Origin of the sequence: Ornithinibacillus sp. 4-3, from assembly GCF_040958695.1 — a bacterium.
In the GTDB taxonomy this organism is placed as follows: Bacteria; Bacillota; Bacilli; order Bacillales; family Amphibacillaceae; genus CALAMD01.
The window spans coordinates 3,576,637-3,589,858 of sequence record NZ_CP162599.1; the positions used below are offsets into that span (position 1 = coordinate 3,576,637).

Consider the following 13,222-nt stretch of genomic DNA (forward strand, 5'->3'; position numbering starts at 1 on the left):
GAAGAAAGCATCCATTCTATCGTGAATTTATTATATTCAAAAACAGCTATATTTAGCTCCATGATTGACGTAATCCAATTATTTTTGTAAGCTTAGCAATTAGAGCATGTAATATTGGAGGGTACCTAACAATGATAACAGTATCGAATGTTAGTTTACAATATGGAGACAAAAAGTTATTTGAAGATGTAAATTTAAAATTTACACAAGGAAATTGCTACGGTGTTATTGGAGCAAACGGAGCTGGAAAATCTACATTTTTAAAAGTATTATCTGGCGAAGTAGAATCTCAAGCTGGAAATATTCATATTGAAAAAGGAAAAAGATTAGCTGTATTAAAACAGGACCATTTCGCTTATGAAGAGCACGGTGTCATTGATACCGTATTAATGGGTCATGAGCATTTGGCTGCTGTAAAGAAAGAAAAAGATGAGATTTATATGAAAGCAGATTTTAGTGAAGAAGATGGAATGCGTGCGGCAGAGCTAGAAGGAGAATTTGCTGAACTTGGTGGTTGGGAAGCAGAATCTGATGCTGCTATCTTATTAAAAGGCCTTGGCATTCCTGAGAAGCTTCATTCTTATAAAATGGCTGAATTAACTGGAGATCAAAAGGTTAAAGTTTTACTTGCGCAAGCTTTATTTGGTAATCCAGATATTCTATTACTGGACGAGCCAACAAACGGCTTAGATGTACAAGCAATTCAATGGTTACAAGATTTCTTAATTAATTTTGAGAATACAGTTATCGTCGTTTCACATGACCGTCACTTCTTAAATACGGTATGTACACATATTGCCGATGTAGACTTTGGGAAAATCCAAATTTATGTTGGTAACTACGACTTCTGGTATGAGTCTAGCCAGCTGGCATTAAAAATGAGACAAGAAGATAATAAGAAAAAAGAAGAAAAAATTAAAGAACTACAGGCATTTATCGCACGCTTTAGTGCCAATGCTGCTCGTTCCCGTCAAGCAACATCTCGCCAAAAATTACTAGATAACATCACATTAGACGATATTAAGCCATCTTCTCGTCGTTACCCATATGTTGCTTTCACTCCTGAAAGAGAAATGGGAAATGATTTACTTCGTGTAGAGGGCATTAGTAAAACAATTGACGGGAAAAAGGTTTTAGATAATGTTAGCTTTTTGTTAAATCGCAATGATAAAGTCGCTTTTGTAGGTGCAAATGACATTGCTAAAACAACATTGTTCCAAATTTTAGCTGGAGAGCTTGAACCAGATGAAGGTAAATTCACTTGGGGTATTACAACAAGTCAAACTTACTTTCCAAAGGATAACTCTGCCTTCTTTGAAAATTCGGATTTAACATTAGTTGAATGGTTAAGACAATTCTCACCAGAAGATGAAACAGAAACATTTTTACGTGGGTTCCTTGGTAGAATGCTATTTTCCGGAGAAGAAGCGCTTAAGAAAGCGAGTGTATTATCTGGAGGAGAAAAGGTTCGTTGTATGCTATCAAAAATGATGCTAAGCAATGCGAATGTATTAATCTTAGATGAACCAACAAACCATTTAGATTTAGAGTCCATCACTGCATTAAACAATGGATTAATGAAATTTAAAGGATCTATTCTTTTTGCATCACATGACCATCAATTTATTAATAGTATTGCAAATCGACTTATTGATATTACGCCAAATGGTGTGATTGATAAGGAAATGAGCTATGATGAATATGTAAGAGATAAGAAGATCCAAAAACAAGTAGCTGAAATGTATAAAGGATAAATTAAATAAGAGTTATTGGATCATCATATTAATCCAATAACTCTTATTTTTTACTCCTTGAAAAAACATAAGATGCCAAAGCATAAAGCTGTAACCCATACCTGAGCACATAAAAAGCCAAAGATCTGCAATTAGATCTTTGGCTTTGAGTTATTTTCTATTATAATTTTATACGTAAATTATCTAACATATCCTTTGTCATCATATCTAAATTATAAGTAGGCTGGAACCCCCAATCCTCCATAGCAGCGGTATAATCCAGTGAATTTGGCCAGCTTTCAGCAATTTGCTGCCGAACTGGATCTACCTCATACTGAAGCGTAAATTCTGGAATATATGTCTGAATGGATTTTGCAAAGTCCTCTGGTGCAGCTGAGACGGCAGATATATTATAGGCATTACGATACTTTAATCTATTACCATCTGCCTCCATCATTTGAATAATTGCATCTAGAGCATCAGGCATATACATCATATCCATATGTGTATTTTCTCCAATAAAAGATGTATAGGTTTGCTTTTTAACAGCTTCATAATACATCTCTACTGCATAATCCGTCGTCCCTCCTCCTGGAGGTGCAGCATACGAAATTAATCCTGGTAAGCGAATACCACGTGTATCTAAACCATAACGCAAATGATAATAATCGCAAAGCAATTCTCCAGCAAGTTTATTAATTCCATACATAGTGGTTGGACGTTGCACCGTTATTTGTGGTGTTTGATCTAATGGTGTTGTCAAACCAAATGTGGCGATAGAGCTGGGTACAAATAATTTTACCTGCAATTCTTTCGCAGCCTCTAAAGCATTTAATAAACCATTCATATTCAAATTCCAAGCAAGCTGTGGCGATGCTTCAGCCCGTGCAGATAATAGTGCTGCTAAATGAATAATCGTATCTACTTGATATTTGTTTGCTACTTCATATATTTTCTTTTCGTTTGTAACGTCTATTGTTTCGTATAATCCATCTTGATTTTCATCATACTCATGTATATCTGAACTAATCACATTTGTATTTCCATATACCTGGCGTAATTTTGTTGTTAACTCGGTACCAATTTGGCCAAGTGCACCTGTGACGAGTATTTTTTTCATAGGAATCTCCTCCAAGTGATGTCCATCTGTCTAGTTTTGCTTCATAGGGTTATTGAAACAAAAGTATTTTAAGTTAGTTATTCAAGATTCGATCCTTCCCTATTTTAGCAAATTCATTTCCTTACCGACTTTCTCATAAACTAATAGTGCATGATCTAGCATTTCTTTCGTATGCGCTGCTGTAGGCATATTACGAATTCTCCCTGTTCCTTTAGGTACAGTAGGGAACACAATTGCCTTTGCATAAACTCCCTCTTCGTATAAACGCTTACTAAATGCTTGAGCTGTCTTTTCCTCCCCAATAATACAAGGAGTAATCGGTGTTTCACTTTGACCAATATCATAGCCTAGCTTACGTAAGCCCTCTTTTAAATATCTACCGTTTTCCCATAACTGCTCTACCAAATGTCCACTTTCAGATAAGAGCTCGATCGCTTTTAAACAAGCTGCAGTATCTGCTGGAGTTGTTGCTGTAGAGAATAAAAATGGGCGTGAACGTACTTTTAACCAATCAATTAGGTTCTGTCTTCCTGCAACATAACCACCAACTACGCCAATTGCTTTTGATAATGTGCCCATTTGAAAATCTACATCGTCCTGCAAGCCAAAATGTTTTACGGTACCTGCCCCATTACCTAATACACCTGAACCATGAGCATCATCTACATAAGTAATTAAATCATATGCTTTAGCAATTTCTACAATCTCTGGTAATTTTGCAATATCTCCATCCATTGAGAAAACACCATCTGTAATGACCATAATTTTCTTGTATGCTTTTGATTCTACTGCTTCTTTTGCTTTTTGACGTAAATCATCCATATTCGAATGTTCAAATGGAATAATTTTCGCACGGGATAAACGACAGCCATCAATGATAGAAGCATGATTTAATGCATCTGATAAAATAGCATCCCCACGGTCCATGACTGCAGAAATAGCTGCCATATTGCAATTGAAGCCAGACTGATACATCACAGCCGCTTCTGTACCCTTAAACGCTGCTAATTTTTTCTCTAAAGCAATGTGTACATCTAAGGTTCCATTAATGGTTCGAACTGCTCCAGCACCAACCCCATAATGATCAATTGCTTCTTTAGCTACTTGTTTTAAACGCTCATCTGTAGCTAGCCCTAAATAATTATTTGAGGATAGATTAATCATCGTTCTACCATCAATTTCAATCTCCGGACCATTAGCACCTGCAACAACATCAATTTCGTTATACAGTCCTTTTCCTTGCAAATCCATAATGTTTTCATTTAAAAATGCATTAAGGATTTTATTCGACATGATATTGCCTCCTTTTTTATTTTGTTAATACCGGAAAAACATTTGTCTTTTCTGAAAAGACATTTTTAACCTTTAAAACTCTAATTAATAGGATTTTAACATAAAATAAATATTTTGTTTACTATAAAAGTACATTTTTGCAAAATTATTTTATATTCATTATTTCAGAATATATTTAAGCGTACAAAAAAAGTATTGAGCAAATACTCAATACTTTTTGTTATATTAGTCTAAAATTGTGACATTAACGTTTCTAACGCCCCATTGGTATGCTTCTGATTTTGTTGGAACATGGATATCAATACGATCTCCTTTAATAGCGCCACCAATATCTCCAGCAATTGCTTCTCCATAACCTTCAACATGAACTTTTGTTCCTAATGGAATTACGTTTGGATCAACCGCAATTACTTTTGCATTACGATCTTTATTTAAATCAATACCTGTTTTAGTAATACCTGAACAACCATCACATTCTGCAGTGTAGGCTGTTGCTTTCATTGTAAATGTCTTAGCAGATTGTTTCTCCTCGTTTTTCGGAGCTTCTTCCTGTTTAGGCTCTACTTTTACTTGCTTAGGTGCTGGTTTCTCTTCTTTTTTAGCTTCCTGTTGTGCAGGTTTGCTTGGTTTCGCTGCTGGCTTAGCATCTGTACCATTTATACTCAAGTTTTGTCCTATTAAGATTAAATCAGAAGATAAGTTGTTCCAGTTTTTCAACTGCCCAACTGTCACACTATACTGTTGAGCAATTTCGCTCAATGTATCACCTTTTACTACTTTATGGTTCCGCTTATCTCCGTTATTTACCGGTTTCTGTTTACCTTGTCCTTCATCCACCTGTAAAAGTTGTTTTGGATGAATAAGCGACGATTGTAAATTATTTATTTTCTTTAATCGATCAACTGTAGTATTGTGCTTTTTAGCTATTTTCCACAAAGTATCACCTTTTTGAATTTCATACTCTGCTGCTGAAACAGTCGTAGCTGCACTGAAAACGATGGTGCTAGCAAAAAGTATTGCTACAAGTTTTCTCATATTTTTATTCTCCTCCATTTCTGACAATGCCTATACTATCATAGAGCTTCAGACGAAGTCAGTAACAACAGAGTTAAGAATAGATGACACAAATATCCTATTTCATTACAACCGTTACATTTTATCAGTCTTTTTTCGAAGAAGATAAAACCCTGATATAGCAACGATAAACGCCAAAATACTCGATGTAACGAACATTCGGTTATAACCGTTTTGTAACACTGCTGTAACATAACCCATAACTTGTACACGTAAATCCTCTGAAACAATTTGATCTACTTGCTCTGTTAACGTCAAATAATTCTCTGCATCCACCGCTTCAATGGTAATATCTTGCTCCATAAATTCATGTTTTACCATTGGTTCTACCTGAGCAAATGCTCCTGCTATAAAACCTGCAAAGATGGTTGGAAACAAAGTCATACCGATTTGTCTAGACAGAGAAAGGGTTCCAAGAGCAGATCCCTTCGCTTCCTTCCTAGCACTTTTACCAGCTAGGACATTCAATGGTGCACCAAGCATCATACCTAAGCCGATTCCAGATAAAATACTTGCAAGTAAAAAGGTAGGAAAATCACTAACAAAAACAGAAAATAGGGAAAAGCCGATAATTCCAACAAAGCCTGCTGTAATAATTGTCCTCATCGAACCAATTCGATCTGTAAAAAATCCACCTAAACCAGAGCCGATTCCAGAGGCTAATGCTAGAGGTGTTACCCAAAATCCTGCACTTTCTACTGGAACATGCAAGACTTGCTGGACATAAGAAGGAATAAAGATAATACCTGCTAAAAATCCACCCGATAACATTCCTAATAATAAAGTGACTTGAAATAATCGATTTGATATTAATGTAAAAGCAACAATTGGATCGCCGCCTTTATTTTCCAAATAACGCTCATATAAAATAAAACCAATCAGTAGAACAATACCTACAAATAAATAGGCAAATACATTCATCGTCAATAAGCTTTGGAAGAACTTTGTGCTATCTAAGTTCGTCATCCCATACATCAATGCTAAAATACCAGATGTCAATAAAGTAATTCCCCATATATCAAGTGGCTTCGCCTTAACAGTATTTGTTTTTCCTATCTTCAACCAACCAAAAATAAGCAAAAAGCATGCAATGGGAATATTGATGAAAAACATCCATTGCCATGAACCAGTTAGATGTAAAATAACTGCACCTAAGTTGGGCCCTAAAACAGCAGATAGACCATGCATACTACCTAATAGCCCGAGTGCTTTTCCTTGTTTTGCTTTTGGCAATGTGGCTAAAACATAGGAGCTCCCAATAATAAAGATTCCTCCACCGCCAATCGCCTGTATAAAACGGGCAATAAGTAGAAAGGTAAAGTTCGGACTGAGCGCCACCAATAGTGAACCAAGTCCAAATAAAAATATTTCTACTAAAAATAGCTTCCTTCTCCCAAAAATATCAGATAACTTACCGATAATCGGGACGCTAATCGCCATTCCTAATGTATATAAAGTAATGCTCCAAGCTCCCCAGCTCGCCGATACTTGATAGTAATCACCAATCGTTGATAATGCTGTACTGATAATCCCATTATCAAGCCCTGCCATAAAGACACCGATGGTAAATAAAGTAAGCGGCCATGCAGAAGAAGCTTGTTTTTGTTTCGACATTGCTTCACCACCGTCAAATTTTTTTACCCTATGTATTTCTGAATTCCTTCTAGACCTCTCGATACAAACCGTTTTATGTACTGTTTGAAGTATACAAAAGAGGTTACCTATTGGCAACCTCTTTCCTATGAATTAACTATTGATTTATATGAACAATGAATCATAATATCTATACTTTCAGCCTACCTATCCTTCTCCACCTCAAGATCATTAACCCTTTTTTCAAGATTTGCAACCTCTTCTTTTAATTGATTCGTTGGCTCGTTCACTCTTTTTTTAACTCCTCTAATCAACACAAAGATAGAGAAGATCAAGATGATTGGAATTGCTATAAAAATCAAGAGTACTTCCATAACTGTTCACTCCCTTCTACCTTGCCCATTTAGGTGTAGGTATCTTTTTTGTCTTCATGATTTCCATTAAGCCAAAATAAGTTAGAGAGATTTGCTTTATATTGCTCTTGATGTATAGGCTGTAATTCGTATTGATTCACCTAAAACCATGATGCAATTTTATTAAAGAGCTCCTTGAAGAAATTCATTACCTTTTCCCAGAATCCTTCATCTAAGCCTAATTCTTTTGCTTTGTCTTTAATTGTAGAAGTTAAGTCCTCCAATTGCCCCTTCACTTTGTCAAAGTCAATATTCAATTCACGCATTTTATCAAATAAATTAGCAAGCATTTGACGATCTGCTTCGTTTAAGGAAATTTCCAGCTTGCTTAATTGTTCTTGAATAATCTTCTCTATATCTTCTTTTGTTGCTGGATTTTGCTCTGCTATTGCCTTCTTAATTTCTGTTAGTAATTCACTGACCTTCTCTTGCGTCATGCCTTCTTTCTCGGCAAGATCTGTCGCAACCCCTAACTCTTCATTCGCAAGTTCCATTCTTTCTTTATCTAGAGTTTCGCCTTCTTCATCATACGCTTTATAAATACCTGATAATGCCGAATGACCTGTTACTGGAATTGGAGAAGCAACATCAACGGTTGCATCCTCTACACCTGCTGTTAACAATGCATTGGCATACATTTCACTAGTTACTTTTGTAATATTTTCTGGTGTAACGATACGGATCGTTAATCCATTTCCCTTTTCCTGACGAACAATTTTTGCGGAAGAAAACATTCTCGAATTAGGATCTCCATCAATATACTTGGAAATATCACTACCATCTACAGAAAATTCTCTTACTGTTTGTGTATCTGAAACCTTTAAAAGTTTTTTAACCTCTTCTTTTTGTTCAGCACTTAATGTTGCTCCATATACTACAATCGGATCTCCAAGTTTTTCATTTACAACCTCTTGATCTGTATCATTACTATCTGCTAGAACGGATGTTGTCACACTCATCACTAAAGCCATCATCAGCATCAACAATGTTGCTTTTTTCATCAAACGTTTCATGCTCTTTAGTCTCCTTTAAATGAATTACTGCTCCATACTTTTTATGGTGACAGGAAAACGTCTGTTTTCCTTACCAAACATTATAACTGTTTTTATGAACTGTGAATACAAAAATGGGAAAAAATAGCTCGCTTCTCATAGGACATCCTGTTGTTGAGCATATTTTTTCATTTTTATGTTTGAAGGGCGTATAATTAGGGTAACGAAATAGTTGAGGGCTTTTTTCCTCAGAATATATTGTGCTTAAAGTGCGTGTTCAAGAAGGGTAGTAAAGATATGTCATTTTTGCTGGACTTTTTGAACAGCCTCTTAAATGCGCATGTAAAAAACAGAAAGAAGTGTATTACCCATTCTTTATCAAAAACCGATTATGAAACGCAACTTGTCTATCATGTGGTTTGCGAACTTTTTTATTTCTGCAAGTATGACTATTATTCTTCCATTTATCTCTCTCTATATTGATTCCTTTGGTCAGTATTCTGAGAAATACGTACAAAGCTGGTCAGGGTGGATTTTCTCTATTACCTTTTTAACTGCACTCATTTTCGCTCCTATTTGGGGACGTATTGGTGACAAATATGGTCGCAAAAAAATATTAATTATGTCAGCATCTGGTTTAGCCGTGTCTGTATTATTAATGGGCTTTGCTACATCTGTATGGGAATTATTTATTTTGCGAATGTTTATGGGGTTATTTACAGGATTTATTCCAATGTCTCAAGCCTTTATTTCAATCCAAACACCTAAAGAGTATGCTGGACGTGTGCTTGGAACCTTACAAACAGGAAGTATTACAGGAATGCTGATTGGTCCATTAATCGGCGGAGGTATTGCAGACATATTTGGATATGCAGCAACATTTAAATGGATGTCGATTACCCTATTTCTATCTGCACTTATTGTTGCCTTTGGAATTAAAGAAATTCAATTAAAAGTTACTAATATAAAAGACACGAAAGCATATTCGAGCAAGGAAGTATTAAAGCACATTATTAATAAACCAGTACTACTTATCGTGATGTTAATTGCCGTATTTATACAAATTGCCCATTTCAGTATCCAGCCTATTCTTTCTTTGTATGTAGCTGAAATAAATGGACTGGAAAATATCGCGTTGATGTCAGGATTAACCTTCTCTGTAGCCGGATTAGGAAATTTATTTATGGCAAAGCGCTGGGGAGCTTTAGGAGATAAAATAGGGCATATTAAAATATTGATTTTTCTCCTATTTTTAGCTGGGATTAGTTATTTCCCTGGAGCCTTTGTAACAAATATTTGGCAGCTTATTACTTTACGTTTCTTACTAGGAATCGCAATTGGTGGAATGATTCCTGTACGAGTGGCATACATTCGTCAACAGGCACCACTTTCTATGCAGGGAGAAGTACTTGGATATAATTCAAGTTTACGATTCTTAGGAAATTTAATTGGTCCAGCTCTTGGTGGAGTTTTATCTGGATTTTTCGGATTTTCTTCTGTGTTCTTCTTTACAAGCGGTATATTAATTGTCTGCGGCTTCGCACTACTCGTCGCATGGTATAAGCTTGAATATGAAGGAAGAGATATTCCTAACGCAAAAGTAAGTAAATTATAGTAAAAAAGGGATTGCGGAATCTATGATTTCCAGCAATCCCTTTTTATTATTTATCAGCAATAAATGTATTAGTTAATGCACCTAATCCTTCAATGGTAATCGTCACTTCATCACCTGGTTTAATCCAGTTACGCTCTCCCTTTGGATAACCCATAATTACTCCCTCAGGTGTTCCAGTAACTATAATATCTCCTGCTTCTAATGTCATAAACTTCGATACATAACTAATAATTTCCTGACAATTAAAAACCATATCCTTTGTATTTGAATCTTGACGTCGCTCTCCATTTAAGTCACATGTCACATGTAAATAATTTGGATCTGCTATTTCATCCTTCGTTACAAGCTCTGGCCCAATTGGAAGTAGTCCATCACTTGTTTTTCCAAGCAACCATTGACCAGAACGCATTTGCAAGTCACGAGCAGATAAATCATTTGCTGTAAAATAACCAAATACATAATCTAATGCATCCGCTTCAGACACATCCTTAGCCGTTTTTCCGATTACTAATCCAAGCTCTGCTTCATAATCTAGCTTCTCCGTTTGTTTCGAAATAACAACATCCTCTAAATGTCCTGCTAATGCATTATTAAACTTACTGAATAAAATTGGATACTCAGGAATCGGCATATTGGATTCCTCTGCATGCTTACGATAATTTAACCCAATACAAATGATTTTTCCTGGATTATTTACACAGGCTGAATAAGATAGCTTATCCTCTTCTATATACACAAGCTGGTCTTGATTTGTCTGAAGTAGCTCAGCTATTCGCAATGTAGCCTTATCCCCTTGCACAATGACTTCCTTTGTAGATTGTGGTAAATCCGCTTCATTTGCAAAAGATGCTTGTACATCAACAATTCCTTGTTCTGTTTTTACACCAAGGCGCGTTTCATTATCTACTTGAAAATTAATAAATCTCATTTATCCTTACTCCCCTTCCCCATGCACTATTAAAATGTTCGATTCACTTACTACTTCTTATTCTAATGCTCCTAGACTATTTTGCCAAATATTCTAACAGATATTGAATAATTTCCTAGCTATTAGAGTTATGCTACGATAGGGGTAGAAAATTGCCTGAAATGGATAGAAAGTAAGTGATAATATGAAATTTGTTATCGTTGAAGTATGTGATGCAAATATATTAAATGAATTAGATATCGAAGAGATTATTGAAGAGGAATTTCCTGAGGTAGCAGTAATTATTAATCAGTGCCTTTCCCTATGCGGCCTCTGCCGCGCAGTTCCCTTCGCAATCGTAAATAATAAAAATGTCCATGGCAGAACACCTGAAGTATGCTTGGAGAACATCCGCATAGCTATTCGGGAAGAGCTGGGACAGTATTAGCATGCAATAAAGCTTTTATCTATTAAACCTGTTTCAAAAACACTTAAAAACATAATAGAAGCCCGCCGAACAATCTATTCGACGAGCATACTTTAATTATTCACCTAAATATACGATTGCTTCCATTTCTACTAAAAGGTTTTTAGGAAGGCAGCTAACTTCTACTGTAGAACGAGCTGGATATGGCTCTTGTAAATAGCTTCCGTAGATTTCGTTAACTGTAGCGAAATCATCCATGGAATCTAGGAAAATTGTAAATTTAACAACTTTAGAGAGATCAGCACCTGCTTCTTCAAGTACTGCTTGTAGGTTAGCGAAAATTTGCTTCGTTTGATTTTCGATACCTTCTTGTACTTCTCCATCTTTATCTAGACCAATTTGTCCTGATACATAAAGAAAGTCTCCTGCTTGAATTGCTTGTGAGTATGGCCCAAGTGCTGGTGGCGCATTATCTGTATGAACTTTTTTAATCATGTGCTTTTCCTCCTAATATTTGTTTCATCTTCTCTAATAATACCATATTTGTCTGTTTTAATGCTTGTTGTAAGCTAATTTTTCCATCAACTAATGAAAAAATTTCACTAAAATATTCCTGAAGTTTTCCGTCTTCATCCTCTACACTTCCGGATACAAGGTATACTTTCACCCCATGTTTTCGTGCTAATTCAGCAACATATCCTGGCGCTTTTCCAAACAAGGTTTGTTCATCGCTCTTTCCTTCCCCTGTAAACACAAGATCCGCATCTGCTATTTCTTTTTCTAATTCAATTGTCTTTGCCACAAGCTTAGCCCCAGAAATAATTTCTGCCTGTAATAATAAAAAGGCAAAGCCTAACCCTCCAGCAGCGCCTGCACCAGGAAAATTCACAAGTGCTTCTTTTAAATCTAAAGCATTCTCTGCTAATTGACTATATTTGTTCATGGCTGTATCAAGCTTAGCCATTTGCTCTGATGTTGCACCTTTTTGAGGACCGAAAATATATGTCGCTCCATTCGGGCCATATAGTGGATTATCTACATCACTTGCAATCTGGATTTCGCAATCCCATATCCGTGAATCAATCGTATGAAAATCAATGGTTTGAATGTCTAGCAAACCTTTTCCCTTCATAGATAAAGCTTTATTTTCTGATGCTTCTATCGTAACACCAAGTGCTGCTAGCATCCCGAAACCACCATCATTTGTTGCACTTCCACCTAAGCCAATTACAAACTTTCGAATTCCACGATCCAGTACAATACCAATTGCTTCTCCAATACCATAGGTAGTTGTTTCCATTGGATTACGTAAAGCTTCTGGAACAAAAGGTAAACCTGCTATTGCTGCCACTTCTATGACAGCTGTATCCTCATTTACAACACCAATACTCGTATCTATTTGTTCACCTAATGGGCCAGTTACCTGCACAGGAATACGTTCACCCTGATCTGCGGCATCTAATAATGCATCTAATGTTCCTTCTCCACCATCAGCCATTGGTTTTGTAATCACTTTACTATTTGGATATCTATTTAAAATTGCCTGCTTCATTACTTGAGAAACATCCATTTGCGATAATGTTCCTTTATATGAATCAGGAGCTAAAACAAACTTCATGATTCTTCCCCCGAACTTTTTCGATATTGTCTGATTCCAAAACCTACAAGCAGACCATAAATTACATGACCTAATAACCAATACATAAATGCCCAAGCATCAGTAATTTCTGGTGTACGCGAGGAGAAAGCAGTTGTACCATATAAAAAAATTGCAATTAATACGTTTAACCATACACAGGTCCATACAATTCGCCTAATTTGATAACGCTGCATTCCATAATATAAGCAATAAACAACCGCAAGAGACACCAGCAAATGCAAGAGAAATTCCTGGAATTCATTAAATGAAATATTTTTTATAATTGGAAAATAATCTATGTTTAATAGCAATACATACACTTCTTTTCCTGTGAAAGATTCTATTCCCTTCATGAATAAGCCAAATACGGTTCCGGCTAGTAGGGCTATGCTCCAAAGCATCATATGTTTTTTCAT

Annotated in this window: 13 protein-coding genes; 3 read left to right on the forward strand and 10 right to left on the reverse strand. The window is 35.9% G+C overall.

Translation table 11 applies throughout. From position 1 onward, the window contains the following. Window positions 1-131: 131 nt before the first annotated feature. Complete coding sequence (locus AB4Y30_RS17180; RefSeq protein ID WP_368653407.1) at window positions 132-1,754, forward strand: ABC-F family ATP-binding cassette domain-containing protein; 1,623 nt, start codon at window positions 132-134, stop codon at window positions 1,752-1,754. A gap of 160 nt (window positions 1,755-1,914) precedes the next feature. Here the strand turns inward: AB4Y30_RS17180 and AB4Y30_RS17185 are convergent, their stop codons facing one another. The 6 genes from AB4Y30_RS17185 to AB4Y30_RS17210 form a co-directional block, all read right to left on the reverse strand. Further along, window positions 1,915-2,853: an NAD-dependent epimerase/dehydratase family protein gene (locus AB4Y30_RS17185; RefSeq protein ID WP_368653408.1), complete on the reverse strand. Its 939-nt coding sequence runs from the start codon at window positions 2,851-2,853 to the stop codon at window positions 1,915-1,917. A 99-nt stretch (window positions 2,854-2,952) separates the two neighbouring features. Further along, a complete protein-coding gene (locus AB4Y30_RS17190; protein WP_368653409.1) occupies window positions 2,953-4,146 on the reverse strand; it encodes a glycine C-acetyltransferase in 1,194 nt (397 codons plus the stop codon). Window positions 4,147-4,371: 225 nt separating this feature from the next. Next, window positions 4,372-5,181 carry a LysM peptidoglycan-binding domain-containing protein gene (locus AB4Y30_RS17195; RefSeq protein ID WP_368653410.1) on the reverse strand — a complete coding sequence of 270 codons (810 nt, stop codon included), beginning with the start codon at window positions 5,179-5,181 and terminating at the stop codon, window positions 4,372-4,374. 114 nt (window positions 5,182-5,295) lie between these two features. Further along, window positions 5,296-6,834: an MFS transporter gene (locus tag AB4Y30_RS17200; protein ID WP_368653411.1), complete on the reverse strand. Its 1,539-nt coding sequence runs from the start codon at window positions 6,832-6,834 to the stop codon at window positions 5,296-5,298. 182 nt (window positions 6,835-7,016) lie between these two features. Then, entirely contained in the window at window positions 7,017-7,187 is a 171-nt protein-coding gene (locus AB4Y30_RS17205) for a hypothetical protein (RefSeq protein WP_368653412.1), read from the reverse strand. Between the two features lie 140 nt (window positions 7,188-7,327). Continuing rightward, window positions 7,328-8,239 (reverse strand): DUF1002 domain-containing protein, encoded by a 912-nt coding sequence (locus tag AB4Y30_RS17210; RefSeq protein WP_368653413.1) that lies wholly within the window; start codon window positions 8,237-8,239, stop codon window positions 7,328-7,330. Between the two features lie 391 nt (window positions 8,240-8,630). Here AB4Y30_RS17210 and AB4Y30_RS17215 point away from each other — a divergent pair, with 391 nt between their 5' ends. Then, window positions 8,631-9,833 (forward strand): MFS transporter, encoded by a 1,203-nt coding sequence (locus AB4Y30_RS17215; RefSeq protein WP_368655249.1) that lies wholly within the window; start codon window positions 8,631-8,633, stop codon window positions 9,831-9,833. A gap of 46 nt (window positions 9,834-9,879) precedes the next feature. Here AB4Y30_RS17215 and AB4Y30_RS17220 read toward each other — a convergent pair whose 3' ends face one another. After that, window positions 9,880-10,761, reverse strand: coding sequence for a fumarylacetoacetate hydrolase family protein (locus tag AB4Y30_RS17220; RefSeq protein WP_368653414.1), 882 nt, complete (start codon window positions 10,759-10,761; stop codon window positions 9,880-9,882). A 184-nt stretch (window positions 10,762-10,945) separates the two neighbouring features. Here AB4Y30_RS17220 and AB4Y30_RS17225 point away from each other — a divergent pair, with 184 nt between their 5' ends. Next, complete coding sequence (locus AB4Y30_RS17225) at window positions 10,946-11,188, forward strand: DUF1450 domain-containing protein (protein ID WP_368653415.1); 243 nt, start codon at window positions 10,946-10,948, stop codon at window positions 11,186-11,188. Between the two features lie 96 nt (window positions 11,189-11,284). Here the strand turns inward: AB4Y30_RS17225 and AB4Y30_RS17230 are convergent, their stop codons facing one another. From AB4Y30_RS17230 to AB4Y30_RS17240, 3 genes are read right to left on the reverse strand one after another with little or no spacing between them, the layout of a single operon-like run. After that, on the reverse strand, window positions 11,285-11,662 hold the full coding sequence (locus AB4Y30_RS17230) for a RidA family protein (RefSeq protein ID WP_368653416.1): 378 nt from the start codon (window positions 11,660-11,662) through the stop codon (window positions 11,285-11,287). Then, window positions 11,655-12,785 carry a glycerate kinase gene (locus AB4Y30_RS17235; RefSeq protein ID WP_368653417.1) on the reverse strand — a complete coding sequence of 377 codons (1,131 nt, stop codon included), beginning with the start codon at window positions 12,783-12,785 and terminating at the stop codon, window positions 11,655-11,657. Before AB4Y30_RS17235 ends, AB4Y30_RS17230 begins: the two co-directional genes overlap by 8 nt. Then, complete coding sequence (locus AB4Y30_RS17240) at window positions 12,782-13,222, reverse strand: hypothetical protein (protein WP_368653418.1); 441 nt, start codon at window positions 13,220-13,222, stop codon at window positions 12,782-12,784. The genes AB4Y30_RS17235 and AB4Y30_RS17240 overlap by 4 nt, the downstream gene beginning before the upstream one ends.